General features: G+C 67.9%; 20 protein-coding genes. 17 read left to right on the top strand and 3 right to left on the bottom strand.

What is annotated here, in order from left to right; all coding sequences use genetic code 11:
• Positions 1-60: 60 nt before the first annotated feature.
• The 12 genes from G6N28_RS08085 to G6N28_RS08030 all read left to right on the top strand — a co-directional run bounded on the left by G6N28_RS08085 (position 61) and on the right by G6N28_RS08030 (position 12,479).
• A complete protein-coding gene (locus G6N28_RS08085; RefSeq protein ID WP_163899173.1) occupies positions 61-1,530 on the top strand; it encodes an aldehyde dehydrogenase family protein in 1,470 nt (489 codons plus the stop codon).
• The gene (locus tag G6N28_RS08080) at positions 1,527-2,747 is read left to right on the top strand and encodes an amidohydrolase family protein (protein ID WP_163899170.1); all 1,221 of its coding nucleotides are present in this window, start codon (positions 1,527-1,529) and stop codon (positions 2,745-2,747) included. Before G6N28_RS08085 ends, G6N28_RS08080 begins: the two co-directional genes overlap by 4 nt.
• Entirely contained in the window at positions 2,744-3,532 is a 789-nt protein-coding gene (locus G6N28_RS08075) for an SDR family NAD(P)-dependent oxidoreductase (RefSeq protein WP_163899167.1), read from the top strand. The genes G6N28_RS08080 and G6N28_RS08075 overlap by 4 nt, the downstream gene beginning before the upstream one ends.
• Positions 3,529-4,785: a cytochrome P450 gene (locus tag G6N28_RS08070; RefSeq protein WP_163899164.1), complete on the top strand. Its 1,257-nt coding sequence runs from the start codon at positions 3,529-3,531 to the stop codon at positions 4,783-4,785. Before G6N28_RS08075 ends, G6N28_RS08070 begins: the two co-directional genes overlap by 4 nt.
• A 6-nt stretch (positions 4,786-4,791) precedes the next feature.
• Positions 4,792-5,226 carry a nitroreductase family deazaflavin-dependent oxidoreductase gene (locus G6N28_RS08065; protein WP_163899161.1) on the top strand — a complete coding sequence of 145 codons (435 nt, stop codon included), beginning with the start codon at positions 4,792-4,794 and terminating at the stop codon, positions 5,224-5,226.
• Between the two features lie 59 nt (positions 5,227-5,285).
• Positions 5,286-5,915 (top strand): TetR/AcrR family transcriptional regulator, encoded by a 630-nt coding sequence (locus tag G6N28_RS08060; protein ID WP_163905972.1) that lies wholly within the window; start codon positions 5,286-5,288, stop codon positions 5,913-5,915.
• Entirely contained in the window at positions 5,912-7,186 is a 1,275-nt protein-coding gene (locus G6N28_RS08055) for a cytochrome P450 (RefSeq protein WP_163899157.1), read from the top strand. Before G6N28_RS08060 ends, G6N28_RS08055 begins: the two co-directional genes overlap by 4 nt.
• Positions 7,186-7,695, top strand: coding sequence for an Rv2253/PknI dimerization domain-containing protein (locus tag G6N28_RS08050; protein ID WP_163899154.1), 510 nt, complete (start codon positions 7,186-7,188; stop codon positions 7,693-7,695). The genes G6N28_RS08055 and G6N28_RS08050 overlap by 1 nt, the downstream gene beginning before the upstream one ends.
• 107 nt (positions 7,696-7,802) lie before the next feature.
• Positions 7,803-8,111: a cupin domain-containing protein gene (locus G6N28_RS08045; RefSeq protein WP_163899151.1), complete on the top strand. Its 309-nt coding sequence runs from the start codon at positions 7,803-7,805 to the stop codon at positions 8,109-8,111.
• On the top strand, positions 8,108-9,799 hold the full coding sequence (locus G6N28_RS08040; protein ID WP_163899148.1) for a PE-PPE domain-containing protein: 1,692 nt from the start codon (positions 8,108-8,110) through the stop codon (positions 9,797-9,799). The genes G6N28_RS08045 and G6N28_RS08040 overlap by 4 nt, the downstream gene beginning before the upstream one ends.
• Positions 9,800-9,866: 67 nt before the next feature.
• Positions 9,867-11,600: an HNH endonuclease signature motif containing protein gene (locus G6N28_RS08035; RefSeq protein ID WP_163899144.1), complete on the top strand. Its 1,734-nt coding sequence runs from the start codon at positions 9,867-9,869 to the stop codon at positions 11,598-11,600.
• Positions 11,601-11,870: 270 nt separating this feature from the next.
• A complete protein-coding gene (locus tag G6N28_RS08030) occupies positions 11,871-12,479 on the top strand; it encodes a TetR/AcrR family transcriptional regulator (RefSeq protein ID WP_163905970.1) in 609 nt (202 codons plus the stop codon).
• Here the strand turns inward: G6N28_RS08030 and G6N28_RS08025 are convergent.
• Positions 12,476-12,988, bottom strand: a complete 513-nt coding sequence (locus tag G6N28_RS08025; RefSeq protein WP_179962039.1) for a DUF2505 domain-containing protein — start codon at positions 12,986-12,988, stop codon at positions 12,476-12,478. The genes G6N28_RS08030 and G6N28_RS08025 overlap by 4 nt on opposite strands.
• 22 nt (positions 12,989-13,010) lie before the next feature.
• Positions 13,011-13,523: a DUF2505 domain-containing protein gene (locus tag G6N28_RS08020; protein ID WP_163899140.1), complete on the bottom strand. Its 513-nt coding sequence runs from the start codon at positions 13,521-13,523 to the stop codon at positions 13,011-13,013.
• Positions 13,524-13,549: 26 nt separating this feature from the next.
• Between G6N28_RS08020 and G6N28_RS08015 the strand changes: the two genes are divergently transcribed.
• Complete coding sequence (locus tag G6N28_RS08015; protein WP_163899137.1) at positions 13,550-14,605, top strand: UDP-N-acetylmuramate dehydrogenase; 1,056 nt, start codon at positions 13,550-13,552, stop codon at positions 14,603-14,605.
• A gap of 15 nt (positions 14,606-14,620) precedes the next feature.
• A complete protein-coding gene (locus tag G6N28_RS08010; RefSeq protein WP_235674502.1) occupies positions 14,621-15,931 on the top strand; it encodes a L,D-transpeptidase in 1,311 nt (436 codons plus the stop codon).
• Positions 15,932-15,940: 9 nt separating this feature from the next.
• On the opposite strand, the gene G6N28_RS08005 is transcribed toward G6N28_RS08010, so the two are convergent.
• On the bottom strand, positions 15,941-16,687 hold the full coding sequence (locus G6N28_RS08005; protein WP_163899134.1) for an SDR family oxidoreductase: 747 nt from the start codon (positions 16,685-16,687) through the stop codon (positions 15,941-15,943).
• Between the two features lie 168 nt (positions 16,688-16,855).
• Between G6N28_RS08005 and G6N28_RS08000 the strand changes: the two genes are divergently transcribed.
• Genes G6N28_RS08000 through G6N28_RS07990 form a run of 3 tightly spaced genes read left to right on the top strand, consistent with a single transcriptional unit; the run spans position 16,856 to position 20,006 of the window.
• Entirely contained in the window at positions 16,856-18,118 is a 1,263-nt protein-coding gene (locus G6N28_RS08000; protein ID WP_163899131.1) for an ROK family protein, read from the top strand.
• Between the two features lie 38 nt (positions 18,119-18,156).
• Positions 18,157-19,503, top strand: coding sequence for a D-inositol-3-phosphate glycosyltransferase (gene mshA / locus G6N28_RS07995; protein ID WP_163899127.1), 1,347 nt, complete (start codon positions 18,157-18,159; stop codon positions 19,501-19,503).
• Positions 19,500-20,006 (top strand): type III secretion system chaperone family protein, encoded by a 507-nt coding sequence (locus G6N28_RS07990; RefSeq protein WP_179962038.1) that lies wholly within the window; start codon positions 19,500-19,502, stop codon positions 20,004-20,006. Before mshA ends, G6N28_RS07990 begins: the two co-directional genes overlap by 4 nt.
• Positions 20,007-20,086 lie beyond the last annotated feature (80 nt).

The following is a 20,086-nucleotide window of genomic DNA, read 5'->3' as shown; positions in this document are numbered from 1 at the left end:
GGTCAAAAGTAGAATCATGTTCTACTGTGACATCGTCGATTGACAGGGAGAAGGGGCGACGTGGCGATTCTCGCGGAGCGACGGACGTACGTCGCGGGTCAGTGGGTGACCGGCGACGAGGTGGTCCGCGTCGAGAATCCCGCCGACGAGACCCACGTCGCCGACATCACCGCGACGCCGCTCGATCAGGTCGAGCACGCCATCGGTGAGGCCCGCCGCAGCTTCGACGCGGGCCGGTGGGCCGACCTGGCGGTCGCGGACCGGGCCCGGATCCTGCACGCGTTCATCGACCACATCGAGGCCGCCGCTGACGTTCTGGTACCCACCCTGGTCGCCGAGGCCGGACAACCCACCCGGTTCGCGGAGATGACGCAACTACGCGCCGGTGTCGGGCTGGCCCGGCAGACCATCGACCTGTACCAGTCGATGACCCACGAAGAAGCCAGCCCCGTACCGGTCGACGATCTGGTGCGTGGCCGGGTTGCGTTGAGCATCCGCCGACATGAGCCGGTCGGAGTGGTCGCCGCCATCACGCCGTACAACGCCGCGTTGATCATGGGCTTTCAGAAGCTCATTCCCGCTCTCATGGCGGGCAATTCGGTCATCTTGCGTCCCAGCCCGTTGACGCCGATGTCGTCGCTGATCTTCGGCATGGCCGCCGATGCGGCCGGGCTGCCCTCGGGTGTGCTGAGTGTCGTCGTCGAATCCGGCACTGCCGCTGCGGAATTGCTGACCAGCCATCCGGCCGTCGACATGGTGTCGTTCACCGGCTCCACTCTGGCCGGCCGCAAGATCCTGGCGCAGGCGGCGCCGACGGTGAAGCGGGTCTCGCTGGAACTGGGCGGCAAGTCGGCGCAGATCTATCTGGCCGACGCGATTCACCGCGTCGCAGCGGGAGCCGCCATGGTGGTGATGAGCACGGCTGGGCAGGCCTGCGTGGCGGCGACGCGGATGTTGGTTCCCGAGGACCTGCGGGCGCAGGCGGTGGAGGCGGTCAGCGGCGCCTACCGCGCGATCACGGTGGGGCCGCCCGACCGGTCCGACGCCGCGATGGGCCCGGTCATCAGCGCCGCACAGCGCGACAAGTGCGAGCGGATCATCGCGGCCGCCGAGGAGAACGGCGCCAAGGTGGTCTGCGGCGGCGCACGGCCGGAGGGACTGAGCCGCGGATACTACCTCGAACCCACCGTGCTCGATGTCGCCGACAACGCCAATCCCGCTGCCCAGGAAGAGATCTTCGGCCCGGTGATCGCCGTCCTCGGCTACCGCGACCTCGACCACGCGGTCTCGATCGCCAACGACAGCATCTACGGGCTGTCGGGGCAGGTGTACGGCGCCGATGTGGCGACCGCGGTGCAGGTGGCGCGCCGCCTGCGCACCGGGGCGGTCAACGTGAACACCACCGTGTTCTCGGCCTACGCGCCCAGCGGCGGATACAAGCAGAGCGGCCTCGGCCGCGAACGGGGCCCCGACGGGATCCGAGAGTTCCAGGAAGTCAAACACATGTCGATAGGGGAGCTTTCACGATGAGCGCTAACGGCGACGCTGCCAGCTACGACCTCAACTGGTTGATCTCGGTCGACGACCACATCCTCGAGCCACCCAACCTCTGGGTGGACCGCGTCGCCGCGAAGGACCGCGACAAGGCGCCGCACATGGAACCCGACGAGAACGGGGTCGACATGTGGGTCTACGACGGAAAGCGTTATCCGAACTCGGGGTTGAGCGCGGTGGTCGGCAAGACCAAGGAGGAGTTCAGCCCCGAACCGCTGTCCTATGCCGAGATGCGCCCGGGCTGCTACGACGCCAAGGCGCGCATCGAGGACATGGACCGCGCGGGTGTGCTTGCCTCGCTGTGCTTTCCGACGATCACCCGGTTCTGCGGACAGCTGTTCATGGAGGCCAGCGACCGCGAGTTCGGGTTCGAATGCCTGCAACACTACAACGATTGGCTTGTCGAGGAATGGTGCGCGGCCGCCCCCGGCCGGTACATCCCGCTGATGCTGATCCCGATGTGGGATCCACCGCTGGCGGCCAAGGAGATCGAGCGCATGGCGGCCAGGGGCGTGACGACGTTCGCATTCTCGGAGAACCCGGAGCCGTTGGGGCTGCCGACCATCCACGACCCCAGCGGGTATTGGGACCCGGTGATGGCGGCGGCCAACGAGACCGGAATGGTGGCCAGCATGCACGTCGGCTCGTCGTCGCAACTGCCCAAGATCTGCAGTGACGCGCCGTTCATGGCCAACCTGACCTGGGGCGCCTCCCGCACCTCGGGAACGATGCTGTCCTGGTTGTTCAGCGGGCTGTTCCAGCGCTACCCCAACCTGAAAATCGCGTTGTCCGAAGGCGAAATGGGCTGGATGCCCTACTTCCTCGAACGCGCCGAACAGGTACTCGACAAGCAGCGGTACTGGGTCAAGCGCGGCACGAAGTTCATGGGCCACGCCGGCAACGCCGCGGATCTGGACACGCTCGACATCCGTGAGACGTTCCGCAACCACATCTTCGGCTGCATCATCGAGGACCGTCACGCGATCAGGAGCATCGACGAACTCGGCGAAGACAACATCATGTGCGAGACCGACTATCCGCACTCCGACTCCACCTGGCCCGACTGCATCGAGGTCGCGCGCAGCACCATGAAAGATCTGCCGGAAAGCGTTCAGTACAAACTGTTGCGCGGCAACGCCGAGAAGCTGTACCGCTTCACCCCCGCCGAGCCGCCCGAGCTGGCGAACGCATGAGCGGCGGGGTCCTTGACGGCAAGAGCGCCGTCGTCACCGGCGCCGGCTCGGGAGTGGGCCGGGCGTCCGCGGTGAGGTTCGCCGAGGAGGGCGCGCGGGTGGTGGCGGCCGACATCGACCTCGACCACGCCAAGGAGACGGTCCGCCAGATCGAGGGGTCTGGCGGCACCGCGGTCGCGGTCGGTGTCGACGTGTCGGTCGAGGAGCAGGTCCGGTCGATGATCGCCGCCGCGGTGGACTCCTTCGGCCGGCTCGACATCGTCTTCAACAACGTCGGAATTCCGACCCCGCGGCTCGGCGCCACCCTCGAGGACCACACGCTCGAGGACTTCAACCGGTTGGTCGCGGTGAACCTCGGCGGGGTGTTCCTCTGCTGCAAACACGCCGTGCTGCAGTTCAAGGAGCAGGGCGACGGCGGCGTGATCCTCAACACCGGGTCGGTGGCCGGCTTGGTGGCCTGGGGCGGTTCGGTATACGGCGCGACGAAAGGCGGTGTGCTGCAGTTGACCCGCGCGGTCGCGATCGAAGCCGCGCCGTTCGGCATCCGGGTCAACGCGATCTGCCCGGCGGCCATGCCGCTGACCGGCTTCATGGCGGCAGGCGGCTTGGAGGTGGACGAGGCGCAGCGGGCCGGGATCGCCGAAAAGGTCGGGGCGCAGCACCCACTGGGCAGCGCGATCACCGCCGAGGACTGCGCGGAGGCAGCGCTGTACCTGGTGTCCGACGCAGCACGCAATGTCACCGGGGTGGCATTGCCGGTCGACGGAGGGTACGTGGCGCGATGAGCACCTCTGCTCTGTTGGACCGCGTGCGTCTGCGCGAACTGTTCGACCTGCGCAGCTCCTACAACGAGCTCAGCGGCGGCGCCTACCAGGATGACCCGTATCCGATCTGGCATCGGCTGCGTGAGCAGGGGCCCGTGCTGCCCGGCGTGTTACATGAGCTCACCGGATGTGACGGCGCGATGTACTTCCACGGCCTGCCCTACCCCGACCGTCCCCACTTCACACTGTTCGACTACGAGACCGGCTTTGCCGCACACCGAAATCCGGAGATCTTCGCGTCCTCACCGGAACCGGTCGATCTCGACAACGGCCCGCTGGGACTCACCAACAGCATGCTGTCGATGGACGGTGCGCAGCACAAGCGCTACCGCGCGCTGGTGCAGCCGTCGTTCCTGTCGTCGAACTGCAACTGGTGGATCGACAACTGGATCTCGGCCACCGTCGACATGCTGATCGACGGGTTCGCGGCTGACGGCCACGCGGAGCTCAATGTCGACTTTTGCGCGGCGATCCCGATCCTCACCATCACCGGCAGCTTCGGGCTGCCCGTCGAGCAGGCCCTCGAGGTGCGCGCGGCGCTCGCTCGCGACCCCCAGCGGGTGATCGAGCTGATCCGGCCGGTGATCGCGGCGCGACGCGAAGAGCCGCAGGACGATCTGATCAGTGTGCTGGTTCAGGCGGAGATCACCGACGACGACGGCAACACCACGTATCTGACCGAGCGCGAGCTCGATTCGTTTGTGTTGTTGCTGCTCGGCGCCGGGTCGGGCACCACGTGGAAGCAGATGGGCACGACGCTGACCGTGCTGCTGCAACGCCCTGAGCTGCTCGACGCCGTGCGACAGGACCGCTCGCTGCTGCGGCCCGCGATCGAGGAGTCGGTGCGCTGGATGCCCACCGACCCGATGTTCTCCCGCTGGGTGATGCAAGACACCGAACTGGGCGGTGTGCGGATACCCGCCGGATCGGTAGTGCACATCAACATCGGTGCGGCCAACCGGGATCCGCAGCGGTGGGAGAACCCGGACACCTATGACATCCACCGCCCGCTGCGCCCGAACCTCGGGTTCGGGCAGGGGGCACATATCTGCCTCGGTATGCACGTGGCGCGCGCCGAGATGGCCGTCGCGATCTCGGCGCTTCTGGACCGGCTGCCGAATCTGCGGCTGGATCCCGACGCCGAGCCACCCCGCTTCGTCGGCCTGTACGAGCGCGGCGCCACCGCGATCCCCGTCCTCTTCGACCCGGCCTGAGGTGTTATGAGCGAAAAAAGCTACACCGCACCAAATCTCACACTGGTGGGCGCCGATCATGTCGCGGCGTACCGCGAGAGCGCCGGCGAAGTGGGCTACCTGTGGAACGGCGTACCCACCCTGTTGCTCACCGTCACCGGCAGGCGCAGCGGGCAGCCGCGGACGTCGGCGCTGATCTTCGGCCGCGACGACGAGGACTACCTCGTCGTCGCGTCGATGGGCGGGGCGCCGATGCATCCCCAGTGGTACCTGAACTTGCAGGCCCACCCTTCTGCGGAGATCCAGGTGCGCGATCAGCGGATCGCCGTGACCGCACGCACCGCGACCGCAGAGGAGAAACCGCGGTTGTGGCGCATCATGACCGAGTTGTGGCCGAACTACGACGTCTACCAAGCACGGACGGAGAGGCCGATTCCCGTCGTCGTGCTGTCCCCGACATGACCAACGCGGGGGCGCCCTCAGAATCGTGGGTCGAACGCGCCGTCGAGCGCTCGGCGGCGGTGCAGCGATCCCGTCTGCGGATCGCCCAGCACGTCGGGCAGATGCTCGACGCCGCGAGACGGTTGATCGCCACCAAGGGTGACCAGTTCACCACGCAGGAACTCGTCGCGGAGGCCGGCGTCGCGCTGCAGACCTTCTACCGCTACTTCGCCAGCAAGGACGAACTCCTGCTGGCGCTGATCGGCGACGCGATGACCGAAGCGTGTGAGCGATGGACCCAAGCGGCCAGCGGACGCACCGATCCGTTGGACCGGCTGCGGTTCTACATCACGAGCACGCTGGAGCGTCTCGACGGCGACCGCCAGGATTCCGCCCTGGCGAAGTTCGTGGTGTCCACCCGGTGGCGGCTGCATCGGCAGTTTCCCAACGAGCTTGCCGAGGCCGAGAAGCCTTTCATCGACCTGCTGCGCACCGAGGTCGAGAGGGCAATCGGGATGGGTCTTCTCAACCCTTCTGACCCCGAATGGGATTCGTGGTTCCTCGGCGAGCTGGTCCGGTCGGTTTATCACTTCTACGCATTCGCCGACGACAGCCGTGATGAACTGAAGCTCGTCAAGGAGAACCTGTGGAACTTCTGCCTGACCGCGCTCGGCGGTACCCCTCAGTTCGCGAAAGGTGTTGAGCAGTGACAAAATCCGATTTCGGTGACATCGACTTCTTCACCAGCCCGGATTTCGTACCCGACCCGCACCCCTATTTCGAGTACCTGCGCAGCCAGGGCCCCGTCGTGAAAGAACCGCATCACGGCGTGGTGGCGGTCACCGGCTACGAAGAGACCCTCGAGGTGTTCAAGGACGCCGAGCAGTGGTCCAACTGTGTGGCCGTGGGCGGCCCGTTCCCGCCGCTGCCCTTCACGCCCGAAGGTGATGACATCCGCGACCAGATCGACGCGCACCGCACGCAGATGCCGTTGCACGAGCACATGGTCGCGATGGACCCGCCCAACCACACCCGGGCCCGGTCCATCCTGTCGCGCCTGCTGACGCCCAGCCGGCTCAAGGCCAATCAGGACTTCTTGTGGGAGCTGGCCGACAACCAGCTCGACGAGTTCGTCGACAGCGGCGAGTGCGAGTTCCTCACCGCGTATTCCAAGCCGTTCTCGTTGTTGGCGATCGCCGACCTGTTGGGTGTTCCCCGCGAGGACCACAGGGAGTTTCGGGACGCCCTGGCGAACCCGCACCTGATGGGCAACATCGAGGGCGACGCGGCGGCGATCAACCCGCTGGAGTTTCTCGACGAAAAGTTCAGCGCCTACATTGAGGAGCGGCGCGCACAGCCCCGCGACGACGTGTTGAGCGACCTCGCCACGGCGACCTACCCCGACGGTTCGCAGCCCACCGTCACCGAGGTTGTGCGCACGGCGAGCTTCCTGTTCGGTGCCGGCCAGGAGACCACCGCCAAACTGCTCGGCGCCGCCCTGCTGATCCTGTGCGAGCGGCCCGAACTGCAGCAGCGTCTGCGTGACGATCCCAGCCTCGTGCCGACCTTCATCGAGGAGACGCTGCGGATGGAAAGCCCTGTCAAGACGGAGTTCCGGCTGGCGGTGCGGTCGACGACGTTGGCGGGGGTCGACATTCCGGCGGGCACGACGGTGATGATCTCCGCCGCGGCGGCCAACCGGGACCCGAACAAGTTCGAGTGCCCGCACGAATTCCGGCTCGACCGCAAGAACGTGCGCGAGCAGATCGCGTTCGCGCGTGGCGCCCACTCGTGTCCCGGCGCCCCGCTGGCGCGGGTCGAGGGCAGGGTGTCGTTGGAGCGAATCCTGGCGCGCATGACCGAAATCGACGTCGACGAACGGTTCCACGGACGGCCCGACGACCGACGGTTGACCTACGAGCCGACATACATCCTGCGGGGTCTGACCGATCTGCACCTACGGTTCACGCCGGTGCGCTGATGCGCGTCGCGACTCTGGTGACGGTGCTGACCGCGGTTGTCACGGCCGGCGTCGTCGCCGCGCCGCATGCCCACGCCGCCGACGACTGGGCCCTCAACGGCACCTTCCTGGCCACCTCGAACGGCGGCTGGGCCACCACCAACGACGTCCGTCGCAACCAGGGCACCGTCCGCAGCGTCTGGACCATCGCGATGACGTGCACCAACGTCGTCACCTGCCGCGGAACAGTGACCAGCGACGCGGGCTGGAACGCCGAAATCACCGTCAGCAACGGCGAATACATCGTCAAACGCGATCTGCCCGACTGGCAGCACTGCGCCGACGGCACCGGCAGAACGGTGACGGGGCACCAGAGCTACCGGTTCTTCCCGGTCGGCGACGACGGGTTCATGCTGCCGGGTTCGCGGGTGTTCGCCGGGTTCGACATGACGTCGGGGGAGAGCGGCGGCTGCAGCCTCAACGAGAAGACCGAGATCGAGATGCCGTTCCGGCTGGAGAAGCTGGACTGACCCGAAAGGCCGATATGCCACACGCCAAACCAACCGATCTTCCGAGCGGCGGCGGTGGCCGCTGGCCCGCGGCCGGAGACGGATTCCGTTCGGTGCAATGGGGCGACATGGAGGTTGGGTTCACTTCGGTGCACCATCCGCTGGACTGCACCGAGCTCTACCGGATCGGCGGGCTGCCCGGAGGGTTGTGCATGTGTCCGCACTACGGCTATGTCGTCGAAGGGGCGGTCAGCGCAACGTATCCCAACACCGACCGGCCGGACGAGGAAGCCGTGGCCGGTGAGGTGTACTTCTTCCCGGCCGGACACATCCTGAAATACTCCGGGCCCACCAAACACATCGAGTTCAACCCGGCGTTCGCCCTGCAGCAGTGCATGGACGCCATGCAGCGCACCGCCGACCGGGGCGGCGCGTGAACAGGTTTCTGATTCCATTGCTGGCACTGAGCTGTGCGGCCGTGTTGGCTTGGACACCAACGCTTCCCACGAGCGCGCGGTTGCTGACCAATGCGCTCATCATGGACGGCACCACGTTTCCCGTTCCCAGCAAGGGATTCATGGATTCGGCAGTCGAGGATTTCATCGCGCCGACGGTTCCCGATGACGCGGGATACACGCCGATCGCCGTGCGGCAACGTTCGCAGATCATCGGGATCAACGGATCGGTCGAGGGCGGAATCGATCTGCTGGTCGACGCCATGGCCGAGCAGAACGGGCCGTTTGTGGTGTTCGGCTTCTCGCAGAGCACCGTGGTATCGCTGAAGGTCAAGGCCGAGTTGGCCGCACGAAAGGCACGCGGTGAGGAGGTGCCCGACGTCACCTTCGTCGGCATCGGTGTGGGAAACCGGCCCAACGGCGGTATCGCTTCGCGGTTGGCGGGCATCACGATTCCGTTCTTCGACTTCACCTTCAACGGCGCGGCACGCACCGACCTCGGGATCAAGACCATGGACATCGTGCGTGAATTCGACGGTCTGGCCGACACCCCGCAGTTTCTGCTCAACCCGGTGGCGACCCTCAACGCGATATTTGGTGTGCTTTTCGTACATGCGCTGTACGGGCCGGAGGTCAGCCTGGACCCGGACAGCCCGAAGTATGTGCCGGGCACCGTCGTTCAGCAACATGGTGATACCACCTACTACTGGATTCCCACCGAGGATCTCCCGCTGTTCGATCTCTTCCGGCTGGCGGGGATGCCGGAAAAGGTCATCGACGTCTTCGAACCGTTCTTCACGGCACTGGTCGATGCGGGGTACGACCGCACGATTCCGTTCGGGGAACCCACACCGGCGCAGCTGATTCCGGTGATCGATCCGGTGACCCTTGCGATCCAGCTCGCCGCGGCGGTCGTCGAGGGTGCCAACAACGCTGCGGGAATCTTCGGAGGTCAACTTCCCGGGTATGCGTCGGTGGCGGCGCGGCTGGAATCGTTGGAGGCGTTGTCGGCCGACGTCATCGGCGCTCCATACCGCGATGTGGTGCGCCAGCTCAATGCGCACTTCAACCCGTTCCAGGCGTTCGCGGCGGTCGAGGGGCCGGTAGCTACGGCGTTCGACAGCGTATTGAACGCGCTGCGTGTGCCCGATCTACTCAATCAACTCATCGACCCGGTGCTGTTCCCGTTCACGGCGTGGGCAGAGGACAACTTTTTGTATCCGCACCCGGATGCGCCTCCGAATGTGTTGACTGACGCGGTGATCCACCTCCTGCGCCGGGTCGCACCGCATCTCGGCGCGCCCACGGCGGAAACAGATGACGCCGCGTCCTCTGCTGCCGAGCCTATGTCGGAGGACGAGGCCGCCATCGACGAGGAGGATTCAGAGGACGTCACTCCGTTGGATGTCGAGATCACTGTGGCCGACGACTCTTCAGGTGAGGACGACGCCGCGCTGGATAGCGACGCGCTATCTGAGGCTGCTGCCGTCGCGGATGAGGAGGCCGTGCCGGACGAAGAGGCCCTGACGGAGGACGACGCCCTGGCGGAGGACGACGCACTCTCTGATGACTCCGACAAACCGGCGGCGCGCACCGACGATGCGACAGACACCGGTCACTCGCCAACCGATCATGGAGGCGCGGCGTCGAGCGCGGGGGACGCTGCGTGAAGTATACGAAATAAGCCGCTGACCTGCGGGGTCTGTCTTGTCGGTGGGCCGTGGCAGTATCGAACGTATGTTTGGGTCGGAGTTTCGGTCGGTCGGTGAGGCCGGGTTGGTGGCCGAGATTCAGGCCTGTACCCGTGCGGAGGCCCAGGCCGCGGCGCGGCGGCTGGCCGCGGTCGGGGAGCTGGCCGCACGCGCCACCGAACCCGAAGACGATGAGCGCCAAAAGTGGGTGGTGGATCTGTGGGCGTGCGCGGCTGCTGAGGTGGGCGCGGCCATGGGCATCAGCCACCACCGGGCCAAACAACAACTGGCCATCGGGTTGAGCCTGCGCGAGCGGTTACCCAAGGTCGCTGCCCTGTTTGCGGCCGGGGCGATCAGCGCCAAGCTGATCTCGACGATCACCTGGCGCACCCATCTGGTCCTCAACGCCGAGTTGGCCGCCCGTATCGATGCCGCGATCGCCGAGCACGCCTGCAGCTGGGGGGCGCTGTCACAGCAGCGCCTGGACTTGGCCATCGACGCCATCGTGGAAACCCACGATCCCGATGCGCGGCGACGCTTTCATGAAGCCGCCCGCAATTGTGATGTGCAGATCGGCAAGCCCGATGACGCCACCGGCACCGCCTCCGTCTACGGCCGGCTGAGCGCCCCTGATGCCGCGCTGCTCGAGCAACGCATCACCGAGCTGAGCACCAGCGTGTGTGATGGCGATCCGCGTACCTGCGGGCAACGCCGCGCCGCGGCCCTGGGCGCGATCGCCGCCGGCGCTGAACAGCTGGCCTGCCACTGCGGCGCCGCGCAGTGCCCACGCGCCGGGGCCCCCGACCCCCGCGCCACCGCCATCGTCATCCACGCCATCACCGACACCACCCCCACCAAGCCCACCGCCACCCCCACCCCCGAAACCAACCCCAACAGCACGACCACCAACACCGCCGACACCGCCGAGGTGCACGACGAGACCACCACCGCTACCCACACCCAGGACACCACCGACGACCACGGCGGCTCTGAGACCACCACCGCCAAGCCCCAATCGCGCAAACCCAATCGGTCCACCGACACCCCGGCACCACCGGCTGACGATGAGGTGGCACCGGCGGCCGAACCCACACCGCCAAGCGAGGAACCCACATCCGAGCCACCGACACCCCCGAGTGACCCGGGCGCTGGATCGGTCTATGAGCCGCAGCCGCCGGCGGGTGCCCCGGCAGCGATCATCCTCGGGCGCGGCGGCGGGGTGATCCCCCCAGCACTGCTAGCCGAACTGATCGCCAACGGCGCCACCGTCCGCAGCGTGTATCGCCCCGACGACATCGCCGACCCGGGCTACCGGCCCCCACAACCCTGCCAACGCTTCATCCGCATGCGCGATCTGACCTGCCGCTTCCCCGGCTGTGACCGCCCCGCCCACTACTGCGACATCGACCACACCATCCCCCACCCCGCCGGGCGCACCCACCCCTCCAACACCAAATGCCTATGCCGCCTACATCATTTGTTGAAAACCTTCTGCGGCTGGCACGACCAACAACTACCCGACGGCACCATCACCTGGACAGCCCCCAGCGGACACACCTACACCACCCACCCGCTCAGCCGCATGCTGTTCCCACACTGGAACACCACCACCGCCGACCTACCCCCACCCGCACACCCACCCCCACCACCTTCAGCCCAACGCCACCTGAAGATGCCCCGCCGACGACGCACCCGCGCCGCCGACACCACCACACGCATCAACACCGAACGCACACTCAACAAGCGTGAGGTCAACCACTACGACCCCTACCGGCGATAGTTGGGGCGACCGCCGCCGACGGTATTGTCGCCCAACCAGGTTGACCTTCTCGTTCGCCGATATTGGGGTGGCGAAGCGCCGAAATAGGTTCAGGGCGAGGGCCAAGTGCGTTCTCGGCGAATGCGAGTACTTGCGCGCGGCGGATGAAACCCGGCGCGAGACCGCGCCGAGCCCTCAGCTGGATGGGATACGACACGTCGAGAATGACAAGCAAGGCGATAGAGTTTTCCGGTGACCTGGGTAGAGCGTGCGGTCGAGCGTTCCGCGGCTGTGCAGCGGTCCCGCCAACGCATCGCCCAGCAGGTCCGTCAGATGCTGGACGCGGCCAGGAAGTTGATCGACGCCAAGGGTGACGACTTCACCACCCAGGAACTCGCCGCCGAAGCCGGTGTCGCGCTGCAGACCTTTTACCGCTACTTCGCCAGCAAGGACGAGCTGCTGCTGGCGGTGATCGGCGACGCGATGTCGGAGGCCGTCGACCGCTGGTCGCGTGAGGCGGCCGACCTGCCCGACCCGCTCGCGCGGCTGCGCTACTACCTCACCTCGACGCTGGAGCGGCTCGGCGGCAACAATCGCGACGCCGCGATGCCGCGGTTCGTCGTCTCGACGCGCTGGCGGCTGCACCGGCAGTTTCCAAAGGAGCTCGCCGAGGCCGAGAAGCCGTTCGTCGACCTGGTGCGCGGCGAAGTCGACGCGGCCATCGAGGCGGGCCTGCTGAATCCGCCTGACCCCGAATGGGATTCATGGTTCATGACCGAACTCGTGCGGTCGGTCTACCACTACTACGCGTTCGCCGCGCCCGCCGAGGGGGAACTCGACGTCGTCAAGGAGCAACTGTGGCGGTTCTGCCTCACCGCGCTCGGCGGCAGCACCACTTAATGGTGCTTCGCGATCCACTGGGCGGCGAACTGCTCCTCGGCGTCGAAGAGGTACTTGGTGTGGTGCAGGATCAGGTCCTCGAGCGCGCCGCCGATCAACGGGATCCACACCTTGCAGACGCTGGCCAACCTCAACTGGCTGCCGGTGGCGGTGTCGGTGAGAAAGTACTGCCCGCCGAACCGGCCCGGCCCGCGGGGAATGGACGCCGCGTAGCTGCCCTTGGCCCGATTTCTCGCGTGGTCGAACGGGTCGAAATGCTGCGTGCGGGTGATGACCATGTCGGAGGGCACCACGGACCGCGCGATCGCAGGCAGCTCCGAGCGCGGTACCTCCTGGACGAACACGATGTCGGTGCCCCGCTCATCCGACGAGAACGACGTGATCTCCGACGGGCTCATCTGCCGATAGGCGTCCATCAGGCTTTGCCAGTAATCGCGGCTGGTGAAGTCCTGATACATCTTCTCCGCCGGCACGTCGAACGAAAGCGTGTACTCCATGCGACGCGACATAGAGCGTAAGTTTACTTACGAATCAGCCGTTTCCGGTGAGCCATCCGGTGGTGAAGCGTTGCTCGGCGATAAGCAGGTCGACCAGCTGCGAGCCGATGAAGTTCTCGATCTTGCCGCCGACCAACGGCACCCGCACCTCGACCGCCACGTTGAACGCGAGCCGCGAGCCGCGACCCGGATTCGCCGGCGTCAGTACCGCGATGCCCGAGAGGCTGGCAGGTGCGTCATCGATCGAGCCCTTGACGGTCGCCTCGGCCCGCCCGTCGCGCACCGGGCTCCACATCTCCTCCCGCACGAAGCTCAGATCATCCCGGTGAAACTGTGTCACCAACCCGGGCAGCCGGTCGGCGCGCAACGTCTGGGTGGTGATCACGTCGATTCCGCCGTCGTCGTCGACGACCATCGAATCCAGCGAGTAGTCGTCGGCACCAGAATCGGCCAACCGCGCCAACCAGTACCGCTCGTCACGGAACGCTCGGTGGACCTGTTCGACGCTGCCCTCGTATTCGGCGGCCATGTCGAATGAACGCGGCATAGCTGGCCACGCTACCGTTACCGCCCGTGGTCACATCGGTCGTAGGGGGCGCCTCCGTCGAGGAGGCGGTGCCGCTTGCCCCGTTGACCACGTTGCGTGTCGGCGGCGTCGCGCAGCGGCTCATCAACTGCGACACCACGCAGAAAGTCGTGGACGTCGTGCGGGAACTCGGTCCCGACGACGACGCGCTGGTGCTCGCCGGCGGCTCCAACGTCGTGCTTGCCGACGACCTCACTGACCTGACCGTGATCCTGCTCGCCAACACCGAGGTCACCGTCGAGGACAACGTGCTGCGTGCCGAAGCGGGCGCGGTGTGGGACGACGTCGTGGTGACATCACTGGCGCACGGGCTGGGCGGGCTCGAATGCCTTTCCGGCATACCGGGTTCGGCGGGTGCCACCCCGGTGCAGAACGTCGGCGCGTACGGCGCCGAAGTCGCCGACACCATCCGTCGGGTGCGGCTGCTGGACCGTCGCACCGGCGAAGACCGGTGGGTCGGCCCGGACGCGCTGCGATTCGGTTACCGCACCAGCGTCCTCAAGCACTCGTCGCAGGCCATCGCGCTCGAGGTGGAGTTCGCGTTGGATGCCGACGGCCGCAGCGCCCCGATGCGCTACGGCGAGCTGGCCACCGCACTGGGGGTGCAGGCCGGCGCGCGCGTGGATCCCGTGCGGGTGCGCGAGACGGTGCTTGAGCTGCGGGCCCGCAAGGGCATGGTGCTCGACGAAGCCGACCACGACACTTGGAGTGTGGGTTCGTTCTTCACCAACCCCGTGGTGTCTCACGCGGAGTTCGAGCGCCTCTGCGCGGGCGTCGACGGACCCGTGCCCAACTACCCGGCGGGGGACAAGGTGAAGCTGGCGGCCGGCTGGCTCGTCGAGCGTGCGGGCTTCGCCAAGGGCTATCCGGGTGAAGGCGCCCCGGCCAGGTTGTCGACCAAGCACGCGCTGGCGATCACCAACCGCGGCGCAGCGACGACCGCCGACGTGCTCGCGCTGGCACGGACCGTACGTGACGGCGTGCGAACGAAATTCGGGATCGAACTCACACCCGAGCCTGCCCTGGTCGGCTGCAGTATCTAGGTACGCTGGGGACGCGTGAGCCCCGGCCCCATTTTCGACGCCTGGCCGCCGCCGATCAGCCGGCGGCGTGCCCTGACCGCCCTGGTGGTCGGTGTCGTCGCGCCCGGAGCATTGGCGGCCTGTGCCGGTAACTCGAGCACGACGTCGGGGGAGGCGGCCGCACCCTCCGCGCCGACGGTGACGTTCGAACCGGCGGACGCCGCCACCGATGTCTCACCCGTCGCACCGGTGCGCGTCGCGGTCACCGACGGCTGGTTCCAGCGGGTCGCGCTGACCAACCCGGACGGCAAGGTGGTCACGGGCACGCTCAACCGGGACCGCACCGAGTTCACCGTCGCCGAGCCGCTCGGTTACGGCTCGCGGTACACGTGGAGCGGTTCGGTCGTCGGCCGTGACGGCAAGGCGGTCCCGGTGGCCGGCGCCTTCACCACGCTGACGCCGACAAAGCAGGTCAATGGGCGGTTCCAGCTCGCCGACGGTCAGGTCGTCGGTGTGGCGGCGCCGATCATCATGCAGTTCGACGCGTCGATCAGCGACAAGGCGTCCGTCGAGGAGGCCGTCACCGTGACCACCGACCCGCCCGTCGAGGGCAGTTGGGCGTGGCTGCCCGATGAGGTCGGCGGCTCGCGCATGCATTGGCGGCCCCGCGAGTACTTCCCGGCGGGCACCAAGGTCAACGTCGACTCGCGGCTGTACGGGGTGCCGTTCGGCGACGGCGCCTACGGCGCGCAGGACGCGACGCTGCACTTCGAGATCGGCCGCCGCCAGGTGGTCCGGGGGCACGCGCCGTCGCACCGCATCCAGGTGCTCGACGGCGACGGCGCGGTGATCATGGACTTCGCGTGCAGCTACGGCGAGGGCGATCTGGACCGCAACGTGACCCGCAGCGGAATCCACGTCGTCACCGAGAAGTACCAGGACTTCTACATGACGAACCCCGCCGCCGGTTACGCCAACGTGCACATGCGCCACGCCGTGCGCATCTCGAACAACGGCGAGTTCATTCACGCCAACCCGGCCAGCGCCAGCGCGCAGGGCAGCAGCAACGTCACCAACGGCTGCATCAACCTGTCACCGGGCGACGCCGAGCAGTACTTCAACACCGCCATCTACGGCGACCCGGTCGAGATCACGGGCACCCGCCTGGAGTTGTCCTACGCCGACGGTGACATCTGGGACTGGGTGGTGCCGTGGGACGAGTGGGTGGCGATGTCGGCGCTGGATGACGAGCCCTCACCGGAGGAGATCCCCGACACCGCTCCGGCGACCCCGACGGACGCGCCGCCCGGTGCGCCGACAGGCGCGCCGCAACCGGCCGGCCGTTGAGCCGCTCAGTCAGCGGCGGTTGAAGCGGGTGGCGGTGGCCTGATCGCGCGGCCGGATCACGATCGAGTCCAAGTTGACGTGCGACGGGCGCGACGCGACGAAACCGATCACCTCGGCGACGTCCTCGGCGACCAGCGGCGTGACGCCCTCGTACACCTTGGCCGCACGCTCCTCGTCCCCGTCGAACCGGCGCAGCGAGAAGTCGGTCTTCACCATGCCCGGGGCGATCTCGGTGAGCCGCACGGGCTTTCCCAGAAGCTCTCCACGCAGGGTGCGCTGCAGCGCGCCCTGCGCGTGCTTGGCCGACGTGTAGCCGGACCCGCCGTCGTACGTCTCGAACGCCGCGATGGAGGTGACGGTGATTATCAGCCCGTCGCCGGAGTCGATCAGCTTCGGCAGCAGCGCCTTGGTGACCCGCAGCGTGCCGAGCACGTTGGCCTCCCACATCCACCGCCAGTGATCGACGTCGGCCTCGGCGACCGGCTCCAGGCCGCGGGCGCCACCGGCGTTGTTGACCAGCACATCGACCCGCTCCAGGCTGTCGGCCAGCGCCGCCACATCGTCCTCGGAAGTGACGTCCGTCACACTCGCGGTGCCGCCGATCTCCTTCGCCAGCGTCTCGATACGGTCCGCGCGGCGGGCCACGCAGACCACGTGAAACCCTTGAGCAGCAAGGGTTTTCGCGGTTGCTTCGCCGATGCCTGCACTGGCGCCGGTGACCACCGCAACCCGCTTTGCGCTCTGCGCTGCGATCATCTGCCCAACCTTAGTTGTCGTGTTAAGTTCCCCCGTATGTACGGGAGCTGTTGTTGTCGCCGCGCGCTCTGCCGCGCCTGAGCGACTCCGCAGAACCACTTCGTACGTCCTGACGAGTCGCCAGGGGTGGCCAAGTCCCCGCCCGCCGACTTTCCTGAAGGACACCCCATGACCATCACCACCGTTCGCCCGGCTCCGACCGTCGCCCACACCAAGCGCGCGCTGCTGACCAGACACCACATCGTCGCCCCGTCGCTGAAGGTCGCCGACGCCGCGGCCGCCTCGGTGTTCGGCGCTGCGCGGCTGCGCGGCCCGATCGCTCGCGACGTCATCGCACAACACACCAAGCTGAGCATCGCCACGGTCAACCGTCAGGTGAGCGCGCTGCTCGAGGCAGGTCTGCTGCGGGAACGCGCCGATCTGGCGGTCTCCGGGGCCGTCGGCAGGCCGCGGGTACCCGTCGAGGTGAACCACGAGCCCTACCTGACGCTGGGCATCCACATCGGCGCGCGTGCCACCAGCATCGTGGCCACCGACCTGTTCGGCCGCACCCTCGACGTGGTCGAGACGCCGACACCGCGCGGACCCCAACACGTCGCGGTGTCCGCCGTTGCCGAAAGCGCGCGCCGCTACCTGAGCCGGTGGCACCGCCGCCGCCCGCTGTGGGTGGGCGTCGCCGCGGGCGGCGTCGTCGACAGCACCGCGGGCACGCTGGATCACCCCCGGCTCGGCTGGACCGACGCGCCGGTCGGGCCGGTGCTGGCCGAGACGCTCGGCCTGCCGGTGTCGGTCGCCTCGCACGTCGACGCCATGGCAGGCGCCGAACTGCTGCTCGGGATGCGCCGCCAGCCCTCGCCCACCTCGACCAGCCTCTACGTCTACGCCCGCGAGACCGTCGGCTACGCACTGTCGATCGGCGGACGGGTGCACTCCCCGACCAGCGGTCCCGGCACCATCGCCGCGTTACCCGCGCATTCCGAACTGCTCGGCGGCAGCGGGCAATTGGAGACCACCGTCAGCGACGAAGCGGTGCTCACCGCGGCCCGCAGGGCGCGCATCCTCCCCGCGCAGGGCCCGGCATCGACCGTGAGGGCGCTGCTGCGGGCCGCGCGGCAGGGCGACCCGCACGCAGCCGCACTGCTGGCCGAGCGGGCGCGAGTGCTCGGCGAAGCGGTGGCGCTGCTGCGCGACATGCTCAACCCCGACGACCTGGTGGTCGGCGGTCAGGCGTTCACCCAGTACCCCGAAGGCATGGCCATTGTCGAGGCGGCGTTCGCGCAGCGCTCGGTGCTGCCCGCGCGGCAGATCCGGATGACCGCGTTCGGCGACCGGGTGCAGGAGGCCGGTGCCGGGGTGGTCTCCCTCGGCGGCCTGTACGCCGACCCGATCGGTGCCATGCGGCGCGCCGGCCGCAGGGACGCCACCGCCTGATCCCAAGTCTTTCGCCACGGCGGTGTAGACATGAGTGTGTGCGCCTAGCCACGGATGTCGCCGGCCGCCCGGCTCCCAGGCCCGATGTCGCCGGCCGCCCGGCTCCCAGGCGCGTCGCTGTGCTGTCGGTGCACACGTCCCCGCTGGCCCAGCCCGGCATGGGCGACGCCGGCGGCATGAACGTCTACGTGCTGCAAACCGCGCTGCAGATGGCGCGACGCGGCGTCGAGGTGGAGATCTTCACCAGGGCCACAACGTCGGCCGACGCGCCGGTGGTGCCGGTGGCGCCGGGCGTGCTGGTGCGCAACGTCGTGGCCGGGCCCTTCGAGGGGCTGGACAAGTACGACCTGCCCACCCAGCTGTGCGCGTTCACCGCTGGCGTGCTGCGTGCCGAAGCCACCCACGAACCCGGCTACTACGACATCGTGCACTCGCATTACTGGCTTTCCGGTCAGGTGGGCTGGCTGGCGCGGGACCGCTGGGCGGTGCCGCTGGTGCACACCGCGCACACGCTGGCCGCGGTGAAGAACGCCGCGCTGGCCGAGGGTGACGCGCCGGAACCGCCGCTGCGTGCGGTCGGCGAACAGCAGGTGGTCGACGAGGCTGACCGGTTGATCGTCAACACCGAAATGGAAGCGCAGCAACTGGTTTCGCTGCACCGCGCGGACCCGGCCCGTATCGACGTCGTGCACCCGGGCGTCGACCTGGACACGTTCACCCCCGGCGACCGGCGCGCGGCGCGCGCCGCGCTGGGGCTGGACCCCGACGCGCCGACGGTGGGTTTCGTCGGGCGCATCCAACCGCTCAAGGCGCCCGATCTGGCGCTGCGCGCCGCGGCGAAGCTACCCGGGCTGCGGGTGCTGATCGCCGGTGGCCCGTCGGGCACCGGGCTGCAGGCGCCCGACGGGCTGATCCGCCTGGCCGACGACCTGGGTATCTCCGATCGCGTGACGTTCCTGCCGCCACAGTCCCGAGAATCGCTGGTCAACGTGTATCGGGCCGCCGATCTGATCGCGGTGCCGAGTTACTCGGAGTCGTTCGGCCTGGTCGCCATCGAGGCGCAGGCGTGCGGTACCCCGGTCGTGGCGGCCGCGGTCGGCGGGTTGCCCGTCGCCGTGCGCGACGGTGTCACCGGCACCCTGGTGCACAGCCACGACGTCGACGACTGGTCCGCGGCCATCGGCGCGCTGCTGGAGCGCGACCCGGACATGTTGCGCACTGCGGCCGTCGCGCATGCCGCCACGTTCTCCTGGTCGCACACCGTCGATGCGCTGTTGGCCAGCTACGGGCGCGCGATCAGCGACTACCGCGCCCGCCACCAGCGCCGCGACCCCGCCGCGCGGCGCACCGGCCGCATCTTCTCCCGGCGGCGGGTGCGGGCATGAACCCCGCCGAGGTCGAGCAGATCATCGTCGACGCCTGCAAGGAGAGCGAGCTGGTCTGCACCCGCCATGAGGGGGCGCACGGCGGGCTGCCCGGGATCATCGTCGAGCTTCCCGGCGAGCGTCGCCTCAAGACGAACACGATCCTGTCCATCGGCGAGCACTCGGTGCGCATCGAGGCGTTCGTGTGCCGCAAGCCCGACGAGAACCACGAGGGCGTCTACCGGTTCCTGCTCAAGCGCAACCGCAGGCTGTACGGCGTGGCCTACACCCTCGACAACGTCGGCGACATCTATCTGGTCGGCCGGATCGCGCTGCACGCGGTCACCCACGACGAGATCGACCGGGTGCTGGGCCAGGTGCTCGAAGCCGTCGATTCCGATTTCAACACGTTGCTGGAGCTGGGTTTTCGGTCGTCCATCCAGAAGGAGTGGGAGTGGCGGGTGTCGCGCGGTGAGTCGCTGAACAACCTGCGCGCCTTCGAGCACCTCATCGACGACGACTGATCCCCGCACTTTCACCGGAACCGACGCTTTGGCGGGTTTGGGCGACCAGATCCCGCCATTTCGTCGGTCTCGCCTCCGAC

The sequence above is a fragment of the Mycolicibacterium pulveris genome (assembly GCF_010725725.1).
Lineage (GTDB): Bacteria > Actinomycetota > Actinomycetes > Mycobacteriales > Mycobacteriaceae > Mycobacterium > Mycobacterium pulveris.
This window is presented reverse-complemented; position numbering and strand designations above follow the sequence as displayed.